Source organism: Bacteroides sp. AM23-12 (genome assembly GCF_003434395.1).
Lineage (GTDB): Bacteria > Bacteroidota > Bacteroidia > Bacteroidales > Bacteroidaceae > Bacteroides > Bacteroides thetaiotaomicron.
In genome coordinates this window covers 35,015-55,778 of record NZ_QTLF01000015.1, presented here as the reverse complement: position 1 = coordinate 55,778, position 20,764 = coordinate 35,015, and the positions used below count along the sequence as shown (strand labels likewise).

The window sequence follows — 20,764 nt, the reverse complement described above, 5'->3', positions numbered from 1 at the left end:
TATTAACCTTGCGGATATGCTCGGAAAGCAGCTACGGTTATTACCTATTACTTATTACCTGTTACTTATTTTAAACTACCACATTTACAATCTTCTTCGGCACCACGATGATCTTCTTCGGTGTTTTGCCTTCGATCCACTTCTGCGAACGTTCGTCGGCTAATACGGCAGCCTGGATGGCATCCGAAGCGGCATCAGCGTCAAACTCCATGTTGAAGCGTGCTTTTCCGTTGAAGGAGATGGTATAGTTGATCGTATCTTCTTTCAGATATTCTTCGTTGTATGCGGGCCATGCGGCGTCACATACGGAAGTTTCGTGTCCCAGTGTATCCCACAGTTCTTCGCAAACGTGCGGAGCGAAAGGAGCGAGGGTGATAACGAGCTGTTCCAGTATCTCTTTCTTGTTGCATTTCAAGTTGGAGAGTTCGTTGACACAGATCATGAATGCGCTGACAGACGTATTGTAAGAGAACTGTTCGATATCTCCCGTTACTTTCTTGATCAGTTTGTGCAGGCTCTTCAATTCTTCCTTCGTTGCAGGCTCGTCTTTCACCAGATATTCGTCGGTACGGCTGTAGAACAATGACCAGAACTTACGGATAAAGCGGTGTACACCGTCAATACCGTTCGTATCCCAAGGCTTGGACTGCTCAACCGGACCGAGGAACATTTCGTACATACGAAGGGTGTCTGCACCGTATTTTTCCACAATCATATCCGGATTGACTACGTTGAACATTGATTTACTCATCTTCTCAACCGCCCATCCGCAGATGTATTTTCCGTCTTCGAGGATAAACTCTGCTTCCGCATATTCGGGACGCCATGCCTTGAATGCTTCCAGGTCGAGGATATCATTGGATACGATGTTTACATCCACATGAAGTGGAGTCACTTCGTATTGGTCTTTCAGGTTCAGTGAAACGAAGGTGTGAGTATCTTTGATGCGATATACAAAGTTGCTGCGGCCTTGAATCATGCCTTGGTTTACTAACTTCTGGAACGGTTCTTCTACTACCGATGCACCTACATCGTGCAGGAACTTATTCCAGAAACGGGAGTAGATCAAGTGTCCGGTAGCGTGTTCCGTTCCTCCTACATAAAGGTCTACGTTTTTCCAGTATTCGTCCACTTTCGGGTCCACCAATGCTTTGTTGTTGTGCGGGTCCATGTAGCGCAGATAGTATGCGGAAGAACCGGCGAATCCCGGCATGGTGTTCAGTTCCAGCGGGAAGATGGTAACGTTGTCGATCTTTTCGTTTTCTACCGTGCACTTGTTTACCGTGTCCCACGCCCATTCCTTGGCGTGTCCCAATGGAGGTTCGCCTGTTTCGGTGGGGAGGAACTTGTCTACTTCCGGAAGTTCCAGCGGCAGACAGTCTTCGTCGATCATGTACGGCATTCCGTCTTTGTAGTATACAGGGAACGGTTCCCCCCAGTAGCGCTGGCGTGAGAAAATGGCGTCGCGAAGACGGTAGTTCACTTTCACACGTCCCAGATTATGTTCTTTCACATATTGCTTGGTCTTTTCGATGGCTTCTTTGATGGTCAGTCCGTTCAGAGACAGGTCACAGTACGGAGTTACATCCGGACGCGGAGAGTTGCAGACGATACCTTCCTTGGCATCGAAGCTTTCTTCGCTTACGTCACAACCTTCTACCAACGGGCGGATTTCGAGTCCGAAATGCTTGGCGAAAGCATAGTCGCGGCTATCGTGGGCGGGTACGGCCATGATGGCTCCTGTTCCGTATCCTGCCAATACGTAATCGCTGATCCAGATGGGCACTGCTTCACCTGTAAACGGATTGATAGCATACGAACCGCTGAAAACACCGGTCACGCTGCGGTCGGCGATGCGTTCGCGTTCCGTACGTTTCTTGGTGCGGTCAAGGTAGGCGTCTACTTCTGCTTTCTGGGCAGGAGTGGTCAGCTGGGCTACCAGATCACTTTCCGGAGCCAGAACCATGAAGGTTACACCGAACATGGTATCTGCACGGGTAGTAAAGATGGTAAATTCGAGATCGCTGTCTTTTACCTTGAACTGTACTTCGGCACCTTCGGAGCGTCCGATCCAGTTCTTTTGAGTTTCTTTCAGTGATTCGGTCCAGTCGATGGTATCCAGTCCGTCGAGCAGACGCTGAGCGTAAGCGGATACACGCAGACACCACTGGCGCATCTTCTTCTGGACTACGGGGAAGCCGCCGCGTTCGCTGACGCCGTCTATGACTTCGTCATTTGCCAATACGGTTCCCAGTGCCTGGCACCAGTTCACCATCGTTTCGCCGAGGTAGGCGATGCGGTAGTTCATCAGGATTTCCTGCTGTTCCTTTTCGCTTTTGGCTTTCCATTCTTCGGCGGTAAAGCTGAGTTCTTCGCTGCAGGCAGCGTTGAGTCCTTCGTTTCCGTAGATTGCAAATGCGTCGATCAGTTCCTGGATAGGGCGTGCCTGCTGTTCGTCGTTGCAGTAGTAGCTGTTGAACATCTTTTGGAAAGCCCATTGGGTCCAGTGATAATATTCGGGTTCGCACGTACGGATTTCACGGCTCCAGTCGAAAGAGAAGCCTATTTTGTCGAGTTGCTCGCGATAGCGGTCGATATTAGCTTTAGTAGTAATTGCGGGATGCTGTCCGGTCTGAATAGCGTATTGTTCCGCTGGCAAACCATATGCGTCATATCCCATCGGATTGAGTACATTGAAGCCACGCAGTCGTTTGTAACGGGCGTAAATATCCGAAGCGATGTATCCCAGCGGATGCCCTACGTGCAGTCCGGCCCCTGACGGGTAAGGGAACATATTCAATACATAGAATTTCTGCTTCGATTCGTCTTCCGTAACCTGGTAGGTTTTCTCTTCCACCCACCTTTGCTGCCACTTCTTTTCAATCTCCCTGAAATTGTACTCCATAGTGATAAAGTTTTTATTTATAGTGATTTATACTGTTATTTCAATTTGAGCCAGCAAATTTACGTGTTTATTTTCAGATAACCACGTAGTGAGTGAAAAAAACCTTTCTTTTATAATAAGGTATTGCCCGAATAACAAGGTAATACCTGATAAATGAAGAAATATCACGGCAAATACCGTCCGGCTATTGACTTTCTTGTTTTTATTTCGTATATTTGGAGGAATATAAAACGGAATAGTAATGATAGGATATATAAAAATTATAACATAAGTTCAATAGGTGGATGTGCAGAATTGCATAGCCAGGATAACGAATGGGCAAGAAACTGCGAAGGTTCTTGCCCATTTTTGTTATAATAATTCTATTGAGGCCGCTGGAAACGCCTAAAAATAGTTTATAATAAACTTGGGGACCGTTTATAATAAACTCTCTCGTTATTTATTAAAAACGATGAAGGAGTTTATTCGATTCTGGGGGTGTAGTGTAAGAAAGGGAGAAAACTTTTTTTGAGTAAAGTTCTCTTCCTTTCTTTATGTGGTAAAAATATGATATATTAATAGGACTGTTTTGATAGTGGTGATTTGTTTACAAACGAGCGCTTCTATCTGTAAGAATCTCTTTTTCGTTAGACTTTTGGATAATATGTTTCTTTCATTTGGTATTATTATATACGTATTAATGTGAGTATATTTGGGGAGGATTGTTTGATCGTTTATAATACAAAGAATATGGATAAAATGTGAGTGTATACTGGCTATAGTTGAAGTCCTGTAGGGATAATCTTTTTAGAGTGTTAGCTGAAAAAGCCTTTAAATAAACGTTAAACTAGCCTGGATACCGACTAAAAAGTATTTTTTCCAACCTATATCCTTTATTTTCTCCTCGAATTAATTGCAAATTAATTACTAAATTAACTAGCGGGACTTACATTTGTGCCAGTTATCATAAAATTCTAATAAATGAAAAAGTTGCTGGTACTATTAACAATGCTTCTTACATCCTTCTTTGCTGAAACGCAAAAAAGGAGAGACTATTGGAATAACAAGCTAAAGCTTATCTCATTCCGACTACCTCTTCCGGTAGGATATATTCCGAAGATTGGTCAATCCTGTTGTAACTAACCGAATAAATAAATTAAATATATATGAAATATCTTATCAGCTTTTTATTCTTAGCTCTTGCATTTTCAATGAAAAGTGAGGCTAAAGTGACATTACCTTCCATACTTGGAGATAATATGGTATTACAGCAGCAAGCAGAAGTCAAACTATGGGGAAAAGCCCGTCCCAATGCTACTGTAACGGTGAAGACTTCGTGGAACGGGCAGACATATAAATCCTCATCGGATGGCAAGGGAGGCTGGTCGTTAACAGTATCCACCCCTGTTGCGGGAGGCCCTTACAAGATCACCTTCAATGATGGCGAATTACTGACGTTGCAGAATGTACTGATCGGTGAAGTCTGGTTCTGTTCGGGACAATCGAATATGGAGATGCCGATGGGCGGTTTCGACCGGCAACCGGTCAGAGGGACGAACGACATTATTGCCAAAGCCAAACCATCCACGCCTATCCGAATGTATACTACAGATTCAAAGGATGGGAGATGGGTACGCCAGTTTAGTAAAACGCCTGTGGAGGACTGCCAGGGCGAATGGCTGGAAAATACGCCGGTAAACGTTTCCCATATCAGCGCCGTGTCTTATTATTTTGCGCGTTATATACAGGAAGTGCTGGAAGTTCCGGTCGGCATCGTCGTTTCTACGTGGGGAGGATCAAGAATAGAGGCATGGATGAGCAGAGAATCCATAAAGCCTTTTAGTAGCATTGATCTTTCCATCCTCGATAACGATGCTGAAGTGAAGAATCCTACCGCCACTCCGTGTGTACTCTACAATGGCAAGATAGCTCCTTTGACTAATTTTGCAGTGAGAGGCTTCTTGTGGTATCAGGGCGAAAGCAACCGTGACAATGCCGATCTTTACCAGAGCCTTATGCCTGCCTTTGTGGCTGACTTGCGTGCGAAATGGGGCAGGGGCGAACTTCCTTTCTACTTTGTGCAGATAGCGCCTTTCGATTACGAAGGAGCCGACGGTACATCGGCTGCCCGCCTGCGTGAGGTCCAGTTGCAGAATATGAAGGATATACCAAATAGCGGCATGGTTACGACGATGGATGTCGGCCACCCTGTTTTCATCCATCCCGTAGACAAGGAGACGGTAGGGAACCGACTGGCGTATTGGGCATTGGCGCAGACCTACGGCATGAAAGGATTCGGATACGCTCCTCCTGTTTATAAATCGATGGAGATACAGGAGAATAAAATCTATATAAACTTCGACAATGCCCAACGCGGCCTAAGTCCGATGTGGACATCTCTTAAAGGATTTGAGATTGCGGGCGAGGATAAAGTATTCTATCCGGCTTTTGCCGAAATAGAAACCACGACTGCCCGACTGGCGGTTTCGAGTGACAAAGTCCCTCATCCCGTTGCCGTGCGGTATGCGTATAAGAATTATGTGGAAGCAAGTATTTTCAGTATTCATGGCATCCCCGCGGCACCCTTCCGGACGGATAACTGGTAAAAGCAGACGATTACCTGAATAGATACAGCTATTTTATCAGACATCCGGATATTCGCTTTCTTGTTATATCCGGATGTATAACCGGTTCTCTTTCGGCGAAATTTTGTTGAAAATATATCTATCAAAGTCAGTGGGTATATCCATGAATCCCTGTATCTTTGCATTCTCATTAAAACCATAATTATGGAACTAAAGCATGGGTACTATCATCTGATTGCCATACTAACAGTAGCTATCTGGGGACTGACATTCATTTCGACTAAAGTATTGATAAACCACAGGCTGACACCTCAGGAAATCTTCTTTTACCGTTTTCTGATTGCATACCTTGGCATTTGGGTAATTTCTCCCAAACGTCTGTTCACCAATAACTGGCAAGATGAACTGTGGCTGGTAGCAGGCGGTATATTCGGTGGCTCCCTTTATTTCTTTACAGAGAATACCGCTTTAGGCATCACCCAGGCGTCGAATGTATCGTTTATCATCTGCACGGCTCCCTTGCTGACTACTATCCTTTCCCTGCTTTTCTATAAAAGTGAAAAGGCATCGAAAGGACTGATATACGGTTCCCTGCTGGCATTGATGGGGGTAGGGCTGATTGTCTTTAACGGCAGTTTTGTGCTCAAAATATCTCCGATAGGCGATCTGTTGACTTTGCTTGCCGCATTATCATGGGCATTCTATAGTCTGATTATTAAAAAGATGGCCGGGCGTTATCCTACCGTATTTATCACCCGCAAGATTTTCTTTTACGGAGTGCTGACGATTCTGCCTGCTTTCCTCCTGCATCCCCTACAGCCCGATACCGCCGTACTTCTTCAACCTGCCGTACTGTTCAACCTTCTGTTTCTGGCCGTATTGGCTTCGCTGATCTGCTATGTGCTCTGGAATTTGGTGTTAAAACAGCTGGGAACGGTACGGGCATCCAATTATATTTATCTCAATCCTCTGGTCACGATGATTGCATCGTTCCTTATTCTGGATGAGAAGATTACGTTAGTCGCTTTAGGCGGCGCAGCTTGTATTGTCTGCGGGGTGTATTGGGCTGAAAAGAAATAAAGTAGATTATGAGAAAAATGATGAATGAGCAGCTTCCTATATCGAAGTCGTCTCCTCTGAAAGCTCGTTTTTATGATTATCCTTATTTTACTTACCCGTGGCATTTCCATACGGAGTATGAGATTATCTATGTCAAGGAGGGCACGGGAATGCGTTTTGTAGGAAATAACGCGGAGAAATATGCCGATGGTGATATTCTTCTGCTAGGCTCCGACCTGCCTCATTATATGAAGAGCGATGAGGTGTATCAGCAAGAAGGCAGTACGCTTCGGACAACGGGGACTATCATTCAGTTTGAAAAGGACTTCATGCACCACGCTTTCAATTATTATCCCCATTTTGTGAAGATAAAGAACCTGCTTGAAGAGGCGCAACGGGGAATTTACTTTCCCGCAGGATGCTCCCTGCGGCTGGTTGATTTACTTGAATCGATTCCGGTGGAGACAGGAGTCGATCAGATCACTTCTTTCCTGCAACTTCTGAAAGAAATGGCAAACGTCGCTTCACGGTCTGTGCTATCGACTTCCGACTTCGAAAATGATATTATCTACGACGGCTCGAGAATAGACAAAATCATAGCTTACCTGAATAAGAACTATACACGGCAGATTGATCTGAATGAAATATCTTCTCTGGCAGCTATGAATCCTGCTGCATTCTGCCGCTTCTTTAAGAGCAAAACGGGGAAATCATTCAAGAATTACATATTGGAGATGCGGATAGGATATGCGTGTAAACTCTTGCTCATGGGCGATATGAATATTTCGCAGATCAGTGTGGAGTGTGGATTTGATACGATTTCTCATTTTAATAAGTCGTTCAAGAAGCATACCGGATTCACTCCGTCTTACTATAAAAAGATGATGCTGGCTGAATAGAAATGAATGAAAGAAAGAGGCAAACGGGACGTATGGACATAAAAAAAGGGTCAACGCCTTGACCCAACCTTTGTTAACCTTAAATCTAATACTATGAAAAACACATTGCAAAGATACGGACTATTGGGAAATTAGCAAATTATCCAAGTAAAATAGTATGTTTTATAACATGTTTTAATAGTTTTCCTTTACTTGTTAAGAAATATACCCTTCTTTTTTAAAAGGATGCAACACTAATTGTGAAAATTGAAACGGGAAATTCCGTTGATTCTCTGCCGGAAAACTGTTATCTTTGCAAGGTTAATCTCATTATTCACTCAACAAAAAAGAAAAGGAGCGAACCGTGAACGAGGAAGAAATCGTGCTTACCCCCATGATGAAACAGTTTCTGGATTTGAAAGCCAAACATCCGGATGCAGTGATGCTGTTTCGTTGCGGTGACTTTTATGAAACATATTCTACCGATGCCATTGTTGCATCCGAAATCTTAGGAATCACACTGACAAAACGCGCCAATGGAAAAGGAAAGACTATTGAGATGGCAGGATTTCCCCATCATGCGCTTGATACATATCTTCCGAAACTGATTCGTGCCGGAAAGCGTGTAGCTATCTGTGACCAGCTGGAAGACCCGAAACTGACGAAGAAACTGGTGAAAAGAGGTATTACCGAGTTGGTTACCCCCGGTGTATCTATCAATGATAATGTTCTGAATTATAAGGAGAATAACTTCCTGGCTGCCGTCCATTTCGGAAAGGCTTCCTGTGGAGTTGCCTTTCTTGATATATCTACCGGTGAGTTCCTCACCGCCGAAGGTCCCTTTGACTATGTAGACAAATTGCTGAATAACTTCGGACCGAAAGAGATTCTTTTCGAACGGGGCAAACGCCTGATGTTTGAAGGTAACTTCGGCAGCAAGTTCTTCACATTCGAACTGGACGATTGGGTATTTACCGAATCCACCGCCCGTGAGAAACTACTGAAACACTTTGAGACAAAGAATCTGAAAGGATTCGGGGTGGAGCACCTGAAGAATGGTATCATTGCTTCCGGTGCTATCCTGCAATACCTGACGATGACACAGCATACGCAGATCGGTCACATTACTTCCCTTGCCCGTATCGAGGAGGATAAGTATGTGCGTCTGGATAAGTTTACAGTCCGTAGCCTGGAGCTGATCGGCAGCATGAATGACGGTGGCAGCAGTTTGCTGAACGTGATCGACCGGACCATCAGTCCGATGGGAGCCCGCCTGCTGAAACGCTGGATGGTTTTCCCGTTGAAAGATGAGAAGCCGATCAACGACCGACTGAATGTGGTGGAATACTTCTTCCGCCAGCCGGATTTTAAAGAGCTGATCGAGGAGCAGTTGCATCTGATAGGAGACTTGGAACGTATCATTTCTAAAGTAGCCGTAGGACGTGTGTCGCCACGTGAGGTGGTACAGTTGAAGGTTGCCTTGCAGGCCATTGAACCGATCAAGCAGGCTTGTCTTGAAGCGGATAACGCAAGTTTGAACCGGATAGGTGAACAGCTGAATCTTTGTATTTCTATTCGCGACCGGATTGCCAAAGAAATCAATAATGACCCTCCTTTATTGATCAACAAAGGGGGCGTGATTAAAGATGGTGTGAATGAGGAACTGGACGAATTACGCCGTATTTCATACTCCGGCAAAGACTATCTGTTGCAGATACAGCAGCGTGAAAGTGAGCAGACAGGCATTCCGAGTCTGAAGGTAGCTTACAATAATGTATTCGGTTATTATATTGAAGTCCGCAATATACATAAGGATAAAGTTCCGCAGGAATGGATTCGCAAGCAGACACTGGTCAATGCGGAACGTTATATTACGCAGGAACTGAAGGTTTACGAAGAAAAGATTCTGGGAGCCGAAGATAAGATTCTCGTGTTGGAGACTCAGTTATATACCGATTTGGTGCAGGCATTGACGGAGTTTATTCCGCAGATACAGATTAATGCGAATCAGATTGCCCGTCTGGACTGTCTATTGTCTTTCGCTAATGTGGCGCGTGAGAATAATTATATCCGTCCGGTTATTGAGGACAATGATGTACTGGATATCCGTCAGGGACGTCACCCTGTGATTGAAAAGCAGCTTCCGATTGGTGAGAAGTATATTGCCAATGACGTGATGCTGGACAGCGCGTCACAGCAGATCATCATCATCACCGGTCCCAATATGGCCGGTAAGTCCGCGCTCTTGCGTCAGACGGCACTGATTACGCTGTTGGCGCAGATCGGTTCGTTTGTTCCTGCGGAGAGTGCCCACATCGGTCTGGTGGATAAGATTTTCACCCGTGTAGGTGCCAGCGATAATATCTCGGTGGGCGAATCTACTTTTATGGTGGAAATGAATGAGGCTGCGGATATTCTGAATAATGTCTCTTCCAGAAGTCTGGTGTTATTTGATGAGTTGGGACGTGGTACGTCTACCTATGACGGTATTTCCATAGCCTGGGCAATCGTCGAGTATATCCACGAACATCCGAAAGCGAAAGCCCGCACACTGTTTGCTACGCACTACCATGAACTGAATGAGATGGAGAAATCCTTCAAACGCATCAAGAACTATAACGTGTCTGTGAAGGAAGTGGACAATAAAGTGATTTTTCTCCGTAAGCTGGAGCGCGGGGGAAGCGAACACTCCTTCGGTATCCATGTAGCAAAGATGGCAGGTATGCCGAAGAGTATTGTGAAGCGTGCAAATACTATATTGAAGCAACTGGAATCAGACAACCGCCAGCAAGGTATTTCCGGCAAACCATTGACGGAAGTCAGTGAAAACAGAAGCGGTATGCAGCTCAGCTTCTTCCAGTTGGACGACCCGATCCTTTGCCAGATTCGGGATGAGATACTGAATCTGGATGTGAATAACCTTACTCCGATTGAGGCGTTGAATAAGCTGAACGATATAAAGAAGATAGTCAGAGGCAAATAAAAACTGATATAACTTATGCGGGGGCTGACTAAAAAGTCGTTAGTAACTCCAACGAAGATACTATAGACTTCTTATGTTGTAAGTTATAGGGTTACTTGCCGTGCCAATGGTATGGCCTTATGCTTATACCTTCTTTGTATAAAAAGAGAGACCGGTTGGTTTCCATGTGCCTTTGTCTCCGTAAGCATCCTTTTCTTCCGTGGTATAGGCAAAGTTTTTTCCATCCGATATTTCGTAGATACAGTTTAAGTCATCGCTTTCCTTTTCATAGACATACCCTATGATTGTTCCGTCTCCGTTCGGTGCCGGTTCTAATGTCAAACGGTGATTCTTTCCGTCGGAAGACAGGTAAAGCGGTACTGTACCCGGTTCGTGTCTGATAAATACGCTTCCTATCACGCCTTGACAGATATCCGCCTTTGCAGTTAACTCCTTATAAGAGGTATAGTAGCGGTGATAGTACCCGTCACTCGCCTGAAAGATGGGAGCCGTTTGTTGTAAGGACAGTTGGTGCCTTTTGATATGGGCTATTACCGCTTCTTTTATTTGCTGTTTCTTTATGGGGTCGGCTATTACGTCGTAGATGGGGATAAGGTCTTCACCGGTCAGAGTAGTTAAGGCGCGATTCTTTTCATTGGCAGATTGTATCCAGGGGCTGATATCCATCGGATCGCCTGTCAGCTGATTAAAGACTTTGGAATCAGCTCCTTGCAATGACACTACAATTGTTCCCCCATAGTTCTTTTTTACTGTTTCTTCGGGATAAGTGATGGAAATATTGGGATGCTTAATAATGCTGCTCTGATGTGCGCCCATCCCTGTGTTTGCGGTTCTCAATAAGTTCTCTTCATCATCCGCTACGATGCTGCGATAGAGGGTTTTGCTTATATAACCTAAATGAGTGTTCACCAATATATGAGTACCAAATAGTTCTATGATTGTTTCAGGTGACGCATCTTCCAGCTCTTGCCGGAAATCATCGGCCAGCCAGTTGGACCAATCCGCATTCAGAGTGAGTAATCTTTGAATCACTCCGTTAGCTCCTGAACTACCAAATGCAAATGTGTATTGGGATGAATAATCATAAGGTTTCTGAAAATAAGTATGACCGGTAATAGTAGCGGTAAACAGCAAATCATCTTTGTTTTCTGCCGGCACCACAAATTTCTTATATTCTGTGATTGACCGAAGAAACTCTTTCATATCACGACCAATGAAGCTGTCTCCTACCCCGCTCGAACCTACCAGATTGCTAATCTTTTCATTATCTATCTTGCTCAGATCGAGCACTGGTTCTTTTACCGAATTATTGTCTATGTAGCTGCCCATAATATCATATCCGGCACCCAGAAAAGGCTGTGTAAGTGACATGGAGGCTTCAGGCCAGCTATTACCTTGTGGTACGGCAGGGCTTATGTAACTGTCATTCGTTTCCTTCGGAGGAGTGTAAGGTAATTCTTCTTTGTCACTGCAACTTGCGAATACGGATGTGACGAAAGGTACCCATAGTAGTTTGAATAGTGTTTTTGTGCTCATATTTTTATCATTTAGTCGCGCTAAAGGTAGATAAAAGGAATGAGAAAATACGATTTGAACAGCACTATTATTTCAGAAACTCTTCTACCTTCTTATAAAACAAGGAAAGATGATGCCCGTCAATAAATCCGTGATGAATCGTCATCGCGATAGGCATCACCAGTTTGCCTTCCCTTATGATGGCTTTTCCGGCATTCAGCAACGGGTAGTTATTGCCGCTTCTCTTCTCCTGTGTGCCGGTGATGGAAGTAAAATACAGGTCGGGAGTCGCACTTAACAGAATCAGTCCGTAATCTCCGTCGGCTATTTCTCCGTTTTCTGCTGCATACGGATTACCGTCTTCGGGGATGGCGTCGATAATTAGCCTTGCTTCCTGATAGAAAGTGTCGAAATCGTTGTGGTAAGGGAAACGGGTGGTAAAGAACTTGCCGTTCTCTTTTATCTTGATGGGAGACAGCATATCTATGGTGTCATAGAGCACTACACGTCCGTCCGGATCGATGCGGTAACGAAACTCCGGTATTTCGTTGGCTGCATGCAGCACAGCATAAAGATAATGGAGAAAGAAAGACTGTCCGGCCGCTTTGGCACGTTGCCTGGCTCCTCCGCACTCTACTTCGGAGGTAATGGATAATTGGGGATTCTGGAAGTGGCGGAAGAAGTTGAAATTCTCCTTCCGCTCCCAGTTTTCTATATCTATGATTTGTTTCATTTCTTTGCTACCTTCTTCCGGTCATAGAAGAACATGAAGTAGAAACCGATGATGATGAAAGGAACGCTCAGCCATTGTCCCATGTTGAACATCATGTTGTCTTCGAATGCTTCCTGGTTCTGCTTCACGAATTCGATAAAGAAACGGAAGGTAAAGATATAAGCCAGACAGAGTCCGAAGAAGAATCCGCGATGCAGTTTCTTGCTGTAATTCTTATAAAGATAGATCATGATGAAGAACAGGATCAGATAAGCTATCGCTTCATAGAGCTGTCCCGGATGGCGGGGGAGCATGTCTACCCGTTCGAATACGAATGCCCAGGGTACATCGGTCGGGTTACCGATAATTTCGGAGTTCATCAGATTCGCCAGACGGATGAAACAGGCAGTGATCGGAGTAGCGACAGCAATCATGTCCACCACATCCATATAATGAAGCTTCGTCTTGCGGCAATACAACCATAGGGCAATCATCAATCCGAGTGTACCTCCGTGACTGGCAAGTCCTTCATAACCGGTGAATTTCCATCCGCCGCCTGCCAGGAACTTGATCGGCAGAAGCATTTCCACAAATCCCTTTCCGCTGGTCAGGTACTGTCCCGGATCGTAGAACAGGCAGTGCCCCAGACGTGCTCCAATCAGAATACCGAAGAAACAATAAAAGAAGAGGGGGTCGAATTTCTTCTCGTCTATTTTTTTGTCGCGAAACTGGTAATGGACAATGATGTAAGCAAAGAAGATTCCTACTGCCCATAATAATCCGTAGTAACGGATAGAAATGCCGAACAGGTTGAATAGTTCGGGATTCGGATTCCAGTTGATTGATAATAAAAGGGTATTCATGTTGGATAACGGTTTACGGTTTGTAATTAGTGTTTTGTGAATTTTTCGGCAACCATCCGGTAAGTTGGTATGTCGATACCTTGCTCCTCGGCTGCTGCAATCATGTCAAACAGCAAACCTTGTATTTCCGATTCATGTCCCCGTGCCAAGTCCTTTTGCATGGATGCGGTACTGTCGGGATCGAGTTTATCAATGACTTTCAAATTGTAGCTGACGGGGTCTTCGGAAAATTCCACTCCCAACTTACGTCCCAGTGCGGCACTCTCAGTAGAAAGGCCGATGAACGTATCACGTACTTTCCCTGGCTTCTGAACTTCACCCATCGGTACATCATAGTAAGCACCAGTGACCGCCATTGCCGAGATGAACGACCATTTGACGAATGTATCCCGATTGATGTCCGGAGAAATCTCAGCTTTGATTCCACTTTCCTGAAGGTCTTTCTGAATAGCTTCCAGGATGGCGGGAGTCACTTGTGTCCCTTTGTGGGCGCCATACACCAGACGGAAGATTTTCCCCATCTGGGTGATCTCTCCCGTGCCGGAAACAAAGCCGACAATGTAGATGCAACCATCGAGCACCGTTACACCCGGAACGAGACGCTGAATGCGTGGTCCTGTCCCGTAAACATTCAGGATAGGGATGACGACTGTCTTCTCATGCGATGCCCTTTTGATGAGTTCGGTAATCGAATCGACGGAATATCCTTTCACGCAGACGAAGATCACATCCGCTTTTCCTTTGAACTCTTCGGCCGTCGTAGCCTTAATCTGAAGCGTATGTTCACCCTTCAGATCCGATTTCAATTTCAGACCATTGGTTTGTATTGACTGCAAATGAGCTCCACGGGCAATACAAGTTACATCTTTTCCTGCAAGCGACAGAAAGCCTGCTATACTGCCGCCTACTCCACCGGTTCCTGCTATGAGATATTTCATGTCATTGATGCTTATGTGATAATTAATAAGTCGTTAGTGATTACCGATAATCACACATTGAAGCGGAAGTGCATGATGTCGCCGTCCTGCACCACATATTCTTTTCCTTCCACACTGAGTTTTCCGGCTTCCTTGACAGCCGCTTCGGAGCCGTACTGGATATAATCATCGTATTTGATTACTTCCGCACGGATAAATCCTTTCTCAAAATCGGTATGGATGACGCCTGCGCATTGCGGAGCTTTCCATCCTTTCTCGTAAGTCCATGCACGTACTTCTTGTACGCCGGCTGTGAAGTAGGTTTCGAGGTTCAGCAGTTTGTAAGCTGACTTGATAAGACGTGCGACGCCCGATTCTTCCAGCCCTACTTCGGCAAGGAACATCTGACGGTCTTCGTATGTTTCCAGTTCGGCGATGTCTGCTTCGGTCTTTGCAGCGACAATGAGTATTTGTGCATTTTCATCTTTCACGGCGTCGCGCACCATGTCTACGTATTTGTTGCCGTTTACCGCACTTGCTTCGTCTACGTTGCAGACGTACATCACGGGTTTGCTGGTCAACAGGAAGAGTTCGTGAGCAATCTTTTGTTCGTCTTTCGTTTCGAAAGTGACGGTGCGGGCGGATTTGCCTTGTTCCAGTGCATCCTTGTATTGAACGAGTACGTCATAAGCCTGTTTTGCAGCCTTGTCGCCACCGGTCTGAGCCTGTTTCTGTACTTTCTGGATGCGGCTTTCGATGGTTTCCAGGTCTTTCAGCTGAAGTTCGTAGTCGATGATCTCTTTGTCTCGGACGGGGTTTACGCTTCCGTCTACATGAGTCACGTTGTCATCGTCGAAGCAGCGGAGTACATGGATGATTGCGTCTGTTTCGCGGATATTGGCGAGGAATTTGTTTCCCAGCCCTTCGCCTTTGCTTGCACCTTTCACCAGTCCGGCGATGTCTACGATTTCTACAGTCGTGGGGACAATCCGTTGGGGATGTACCAGTTCTGCCAGTGCGTTCAGACGTTCGTCGGGAACGGTGATTACGCCTACATTCGGTTCGATTGTACAGAAGGGGAAGTTTGCCGCTTGCGCTTTTGCGTTTGACAAACAGTTGAAAAGTGTCGATTTACCTACGTTCGGAAGTCCGACAATACCACATTGCAATGCCATATTAATCTATTATTTCTTTTATTATCAATGAATCATATCATGTGAGCAGCGATTTGGCGCTAATCTCCCGATAAAAACAGTTTTGATTGCCAGCCTGCTCATTTTAGTTTGCAAAGATAATCATTTTTTGAGCTAATGAGGGAAACTTGGTGCACTTTCTGTCTTTTTCTGATAATTGTACAGGCTGGAAAAAGGTTTTGAGCAAATTGACAAAATGAATTTTTAGTCTCTTCAGAATGCCGTTTTCCTGCCCGACGGCGGGAATGGGAGAAAATATGCGAATGAAAATCTGTATTTTGTTCATAAATAGGGTGGTATCTGAATCTTTACAATGCTAATAATTAGAAAGTAATGTCCATCTTGTCAAATATGAAGGCTTGATGCGTTGGATAAGGCTGACTGATACGTTGGATATATATGACCAACACGTTGGATAAGGTTAGCTGACATGTCAGACATTAATGTTCTGCAGGTTGGGTATTAATGTTCTGCATGTTAAGTAGCGACCCTTTTGCATAATCTTCCAATATAATCGAAAGGATATGCAGATAGTCTGCATATTGATACATTGTTTTATTGCTTTGAGAGCTGGCTGGCATTCTTCTGAAAATGTATCTGTCAGCAGAAACGTCAATATGCTTTCATACTGAAAGGCAGTTCCCTGTTTGCTTTGTTTATTGCGTTATTCGTTCTTATAGGAGTTACTTTAGTATTTGGCTTGATACTTCTTATAAAAGATCAGGAATAGGATGAAGCCGATCAGTGCGAACGGAACACCCGTCAGGGCGGGATAACGGTAGCCGCTGCTGACTGCCAGCCCTCCTGCATAAGCTCCGATGGCATTTCCCAGATTGAACGCTACCTGTACACAGGCAGCTCCGAGCATTTCGCCTCCTTTGGCTACACGGATTATCAATATCTGTTCCGGACTGGATACGGCAAACAGTCCTGCGGTGCAGAGGCACATCAATAGCGCAGCCGCCCATTTGTAGGGAGAGAGGAAGAAGATAAGCAATAGCATCAGGCAGATCAGTGCTTGTGCGGCAGTTCCTACCTTTCCGGGAGTGTAACGGTCGGAGAGCCGCCCGCTGATCAGATTTCCCATGACCATACCGAATCCGGCAAGAATCATCAGCGGGGTGATACTTTCGGCAGAGAAACCGGAGACATGAGTGAGCATTGGATTGATATAGCTATACCAGCAGAATACACCGCCATTACCTAATGCCGTAGCACCCAGAATGAGCCAGGGAGCCGGAGTTTTGAGAAAGCGGAACTGTCCTTTGAAACCGGTATCTTTCAGCCCTTCTACCTGAGGAACCCAACGCCAGATGTAATACAGAATGACGATTCCCCAAAGTCCTACCAGCAGGAAGGTAGCCCGCCACGAAAGCATGGTGCTTAAAGAAGTTCCCAGCGGTACGCCGAACAGGTTGGCGATGGTCATTCCGGCTATCATGATGGAGACAGCCTCTGAACTTTTGCCTTTATCGGCAAGCCTTTCCGCAACGATAGAACCGACCCCGAAATAGGCTCCGTGAGGGAGTCCGGAGATGAAGCGGGAGATAAGCAGCATCCAGTAGTTAGGTGATAATGCCGCACAGATATTGCCTACCATAATCAGCGTGACTAATACCAGCAATATATGTTTTAATGGATATTTACGTGCTAATGTCAATACAGGGGCGCCGACACAAACGCCTAGTGCGTAGGCGGAAATGAAATGTCCGGCAGCAGGGATGCTAATCTTTAAATCTCTGGCTACATCGGGCAGTATACCCATCATCACGAACTCGGCGATACCCAATCCGAGGGTACCGAATGCCAATGCAATAAGACTTTTCTTCATACGAAACCTAACCTGATACCTGTTACTTTTTACCTTCTTTATTTAGTGTATTTTTTACGGGGTGCAAAGGTAAAACAAAATCTCTCAGAATGAGTTCGTCATGAACGATTTTGATTTAAATCAATTTGTACAATGTCTGTGTATGTTTAAAGTAATAGGTTTGATGTGGTTGCTTTATAGTTAGTTGCCTTTCTTTCCAATCCTTGCAAATATTTGAAGAATTTGCAAGAATTGGAAAGAGCTAAGTGATTGATTTAACAATTTCGTCGAACATTTCTCCTTTTACATACCCTTTCTTTACTTTATTAAGTGATATTTCATCTATCAGTTTTCTTTCTACAAGACCGTCAATATCATTTTTGGCGGTAGTATGAGTAACGGAAAATCTGTTTTGTAGTTCTTTTACGGTGAATAATATTTTAGGATTATCATTAATAAGCCTAAGAATATCTGCTTGACGTTCGTTGATATTATCTAACTTATAGAATACGGAAGCTTGATGTTTCTGCTCTAATTTACGTTTGATATAAGTTTGTAGTTCTTTGAAGGCAAGCTCCAGTACTCGCAGGTTGTAAGCTATGAAATATCCCATGTCTTTTTCATCAGCTTCCGTATATAAATAAGCATTCTCATAGGATTTTTTTGATTTGGCAATTACCCTTGAGATGGATAAATATTCAGTTAACCAATAACCGCTTTTGAGCATATACCAATAGAATAAAGCTCTTGCAGTACGTCCGTTCCCATCTACAAATGGGTGCATATAGGCAATCATAAAATGAATGATAATACCTTTGATAATCGGATGAATAAATACTTTGGTATTATTTTCATTGAAGAATATGCATAAGTCTTCAATAAATGGAAGAATATCTTTATATGAAGGTGGTGTATGTACCACCTCATGTGTGATAGCATCTTCCACTACTACTTCATCATTCGTCCTGTATGCCCCTGCATCGGCAGGGTTTTCTAACGTTTTTTCGGTCATTAAGACATGAATATGCCGTAATAGCTCAGATGATAGTGGGGTCTGTATATTTTGGGTTATAAAACGTATGGTTTGATAATTATTAAATATCATCTGTTGCGATTTGTCCTGTGGGGAAAGGCTTTTTCTTAGCATTTCCTTGGCTACTTTTCTGGTTGTCGCCGCTCCTTCCATTTGACTGGAGGATATTGCTTCTTCCATTAATGAGCTAATCAGATATTGTTCTTTGTTTTCTACTGGAATGATTGAATTGCTTCCCCAAGAACCGCCGAAGTTCATATCAAACTCGTGGCACATCCGTTGCATAGCATTGGTTATACTGATAGATATGCCGTACTTCTTCCATACTATGATTCGTTTCGCTCTCCGCGATGCTTTTATGTAACACCATAATTCTTTGCTGGATATACCTTCTGGAGTCTTTTGATACTTTACATCAGACCAATAACTATACTTATCATTGTTTTTTTCTATGATTGCCTTGAGTTTTTCAAGCGGATCAGTGAGAAGAACTTTCAAATATTCTTCCTGACTAATTTGAGGAGGGAGTTCAATCATAATATCATCCGTTTATATTATATTTTAGTCTACAAATATAATTCTTTTCTTTCCAATTCTTGCAAATTCTTCAAACATTTGCAAGAATTGGAAAGAAAAGAATGTGATATTGAGAAATACTGCCCGAAAAGTATATCATTAGTAAATTTATTGCTGCTTTTTTATCCATTCAGTCATGTCTTTCAGGACTTCCGGATTTATTGTCTCTTCCAATTGTCCGTATTCGGCTAAAGTTCCTTTCTCACAAGTCTGAAACAGGTGGTTCAGTTTTGGATAGACTTTGATTGTCACATTCTTGTTTCCGTTCTCGCTGATGTGCTGCTTGATAGCAGTCAGATTCATATCGGCATCTACCTGAATGTCTTTTTCTCCGTTTAATGCGAGGACCGGGCACTTTATTTTTTTCAGACTTGCAGTCGGATCGTATCTCATAAAGTGGAGATACCACGGTGAAGTCATGAAGTTTATTTGGGCAGATAGTTGTTGTACGGTATTCAGGTCTTTCAACTGTTCGGCAGACATGGTTCTGGTAACATCAGCGTAAACTTCTTTTCTGATTTCATCCGACGACTTGTCCGTTTGCTGTAATAAAGAGTATCTGTGGCGAACGGATGGTTTCATTGTCTGCCACACCGGATCGGGCATCCCTTGGGACTTGGAAATCAATTCAACTTGTTTAAGCATCAAGCTGTCACCTCGCACGGCAGCTCCTGCCAATGATATGATAAATGAGATGTTGGGGTCTTTGGCGGCAATATCAAATGCGATTGTTCCACCGCAGCTATGTCCGATAATGCCGATTTTCCGGGTATTAATTTCTTTTCTGCTGCGTAGATAGTTCAGCGCTGCTTCCGTATCTTTTGCGAAATCTTCGTTGGTAGCACTTGCATAATCTCCTTGCGAAGCGGCTGTGCCACGATCATCGCATCTTAGTACGGCAATTCCGTTACGTGTCAGATAATCGGAGATAACAAGAAATGGTTTATGACCCATGATTTCTTCATCTCTGTTTTGAGCACCACTTCCCGTAACCAATACTACAGCCGGAAATTTACTCCCTTTCTCCGGAAGGGTTAATGTGCCTGCCAGAGTGATTCCGTCCTGCGTATTCTTTACGTTGACTTCTTCGACCTTATAAGGAAAAGGCGGCTGAGGCTCCTGCGGGCGTTTAGGCCCGCTAAACTCTCCTTTCGTCAGATTCAATGGGAGGGGCATTCCTTGTGTGAATGTGCCGGTAATGGTTTGGTCGGCATTCAGCTTTCCTTTATAAGAGGCATGGATAATCGGTATCTGAACAGTCAGTGTAGAGTCTTGAAAAGAAGTTGTTTCCGTTTTTATATCTTTGGTTCCCTGATCGGGGCTGTCAAGAGTTGTCATATAAGTCCCCTGTTCCGTATGTTTGATATGGAATACAATGGTTAACGAACCGGCAGGAAGGGAGAGTTTACCATGCCATGTGCCCGAAATGTCTTGTGCGGAAAGATGTGAAGGAACTGTCAGTTCGATTAAAAAGCCGATGAAAGCGATGAGCATGAAACAACGTTTTGAAGTTTTCATAGGAATGAAATTTGGGTTTATAAATGGCATTTGCAGATCAGAGATGTAGCATTAAATGCCTTTCTTTGATGACAAAGATATGCTTTTATATTAGATAACTTCTTTTTTTGTGGATATATTCAGTGGCATGAACCGCCATTTTCATAAAGGAGCCATTTTCCGGATATTCGCAATAATATTCCGTAGAAATAATGTCGGTTTCTGAAAGACTTTTATCTTTGCAGATATAATACATATG

The 20,764-nt window shown here is 44.1% G+C and carries 13 protein-coding genes; 4 read left to right on the top strand and 9 right to left on the bottom strand.

The features are described 5' to 3' along the window. Nucleotides 1-70 precede the first annotated feature (70 nt). Nucleotides 71-2,905 carry a leucine--tRNA ligase gene (gene leuS, locus DW640_RS13710; RefSeq protein ID WP_016269147.1) on the bottom strand — a complete coding sequence of 945 codons (2,835 nt, stop codon included), beginning with the start codon at nucleotides 2,903-2,905 and terminating at the stop codon, nucleotides 71-73. Nucleotides 2,906-4,050: 1,145 nt separating this feature from the next. On the opposite strand from leuS, the gene DW640_RS13700 reads away from it, so the two are divergent. The 4 genes from DW640_RS13700 to mutS all read left to right on the top strand — a co-directional run bounded on the left by DW640_RS13700 (nucleotide 4,051) and on the right by mutS (nucleotide 10,389). After that, nucleotides 4,051-5,490 carry a sialate O-acetylesterase gene (locus DW640_RS13700; protein WP_117578491.1) on the top strand — a complete coding sequence of 480 codons (1,440 nt, stop codon included), beginning with the start codon at nucleotides 4,051-4,053 and terminating at the stop codon, nucleotides 5,488-5,490. Nucleotides 5,491-5,673: 183 nt separating this feature from the next. Further along, the gene (locus tag DW640_RS13695) at nucleotides 5,674-6,549 is read left to right on the top strand and encodes a DMT family transporter (protein ID WP_117578489.1); all 876 of its coding nucleotides are present in this window, start codon (nucleotides 5,674-5,676) and stop codon (nucleotides 6,547-6,549) included. 8 nt (nucleotides 6,550-6,557) lie between these two features. Beyond that, entirely contained in the window at nucleotides 6,558-7,427 is an 870-nt protein-coding gene (locus tag DW640_RS13690) for an AraC family transcriptional regulator (RefSeq protein ID WP_117578487.1), read from the top strand. A 373-nt stretch (nucleotides 7,428-7,800) separates the two neighbouring features. Further along, on the top strand, nucleotides 7,801-10,389 hold the full coding sequence (gene mutS / locus DW640_RS13685) for a DNA mismatch repair protein MutS (protein WP_011108646.1): 2,589 nt from the start codon (nucleotides 7,801-7,803) through the stop codon (nucleotides 10,387-10,389). Between the two features lie 123 nt (nucleotides 10,390-10,512). Here mutS and DW640_RS13680 read toward each other — a convergent pair whose 3' ends face one another. The 8 genes from DW640_RS13680 to DW640_RS13640 form a co-directional block, all read right to left on the bottom strand. Beyond that, nucleotides 10,513-11,925 (bottom strand): hypothetical protein, encoded by a 1,413-nt coding sequence (locus DW640_RS13680; protein ID WP_117578485.1) that lies wholly within the window; start codon nucleotides 11,923-11,925, stop codon nucleotides 10,513-10,515. Nucleotides 11,926-11,992: 67 nt separating this feature from the next. Continuing rightward, nucleotides 11,993-12,637 carry a chloramphenicol acetyltransferase gene (locus DW640_RS13675; protein ID WP_117578483.1) on the bottom strand — a complete coding sequence of 215 codons (645 nt, stop codon included), beginning with the start codon at nucleotides 12,635-12,637 and terminating at the stop codon, nucleotides 11,993-11,995. Further along, complete coding sequence (lgt, locus tag DW640_RS13670; RefSeq protein WP_008767381.1) at nucleotides 12,634-13,479, bottom strand: prolipoprotein diacylglyceryl transferase; 846 nt, start codon at nucleotides 13,477-13,479, stop codon at nucleotides 12,634-12,636. Before lgt ends, DW640_RS13675 begins: the two co-directional genes overlap by 4 nt. A 26-nt stretch (nucleotides 13,480-13,505) precedes the next feature. After that, nucleotides 13,506-14,417 (bottom strand): ketopantoate reductase family protein, encoded by a 912-nt coding sequence (locus DW640_RS13665; protein ID WP_117578481.1) that lies wholly within the window; start codon nucleotides 14,415-14,417, stop codon nucleotides 13,506-13,508. Between the two features lie 50 nt (nucleotides 14,418-14,467). Further along, complete coding sequence (ychF, locus tag DW640_RS13660) at nucleotides 14,468-15,571, bottom strand: redox-regulated ATPase YchF (protein WP_061473327.1); 1,104 nt, start codon at nucleotides 15,569-15,571, stop codon at nucleotides 14,468-14,470. Between the two features lie 706 nt (nucleotides 15,572-16,277). Then, nucleotides 16,278-17,420 (bottom strand): MFS transporter AraJ, encoded by a 1,143-nt coding sequence (gene araJ / locus DW640_RS13650; protein WP_008761692.1) that lies wholly within the window; start codon nucleotides 17,418-17,420, stop codon nucleotides 16,278-16,280. A gap of 241 nt (nucleotides 17,421-17,661) precedes the next feature. Further along, nucleotides 17,662-18,969, bottom strand: a complete 1,308-nt coding sequence (locus DW640_RS13645) for a Fic family protein (protein ID WP_055219039.1) — start codon at nucleotides 18,967-18,969, stop codon at nucleotides 17,662-17,664. Between the two features lie 147 nt (nucleotides 18,970-19,116). Next, on the bottom strand, nucleotides 19,117-20,502 hold the full coding sequence (locus tag DW640_RS13640; protein ID WP_370448832.1) for an alpha/beta hydrolase family protein: 1,386 nt from the start codon (nucleotides 20,500-20,502) through the stop codon (nucleotides 19,117-19,119). Nucleotides 20,503-20,764: the final 262 nt, after the last annotated feature.

Excerpts from the sequence above, each read along its gene's own strand:
- DW640_RS13695 (WP_117578489.1), top strand. The coding sequence starts at position 5,674 with ATGGAACTAAAGCATGGGTACTATCATCTGATTGCCATACTAACAGTA.
- araJ (WP_008761692.1), bottom strand. The coding sequence starts at position 17,420 with ATGAAGAAAAGTCTTATTGCATTGGCATTCGGTACCCTCGGATTGGGT.
- lgt (WP_008767381.1), bottom strand. The coding sequence starts at position 13,479 with ATGAATACCCTTTTATTATCAATCAACTGGAATCCGAATCCCGAACTA.
- DW640_RS13700 (WP_117578491.1), top strand. The coding sequence starts at position 4,051 with ATGAAATATCTTATCAGCTTTTTATTCTTAGCTCTTGCATTTTCAATG.
- leuS (WP_016269147.1), bottom strand. The coding sequence starts at position 2,905 with ATGGAGTACAATTTCAGGGAGATTGAAAAGAAGTGGCAGCAAAGGTGG.
- mutS (WP_011108646.1), top strand. The coding sequence starts at position 7,801 with ATGATGAAACAGTTTCTGGATTTGAAAGCCAAACATCCGGATGCAGTG.
- DW640_RS13640 (WP_370448832.1), bottom strand. The coding sequence starts at position 20,502 with ATGCTCATCGCTTTCATCGGCTTTTTAATCGAACTGACAGTTCCTTCA.
- DW640_RS13680 (WP_117578485.1), bottom strand. The coding sequence starts at position 11,925 with ATGAGCACAAAAACACTATTCAAACTACTATGGGTACCTTTCGTCACA.
- DW640_RS13665 (WP_117578481.1), bottom strand. The coding sequence starts at position 14,417 with ATGAAATATCTCATAGCAGGAACCGGTGGAGTAGGCGGCAGTATAGCA.
- DW640_RS13690 (WP_117578487.1), top strand. The coding sequence starts at position 6,558 with ATGAGAAAAATGATGAATGAGCAGCTTCCTATATCGAAGTCGTCTCCT.
- ychF (WP_061473327.1), bottom strand. The coding sequence starts at position 15,571 with ATGGCATTGCAATGTGGTATTGTCGGACTTCCGAACGTAGGTAAATCG.
- DW640_RS13675 (WP_117578483.1), bottom strand. The coding sequence starts at position 12,637 with ATGAAACAAATCATAGATATAGAAAACTGGGAGCGGAAGGAGAATTTC.
- DW640_RS13645 (WP_055219039.1), bottom strand. The coding sequence starts at position 18,969 with ATGATTGAACTCCCTCCTCAAATTAGTCAGGAAGAATATTTGAAAGTT.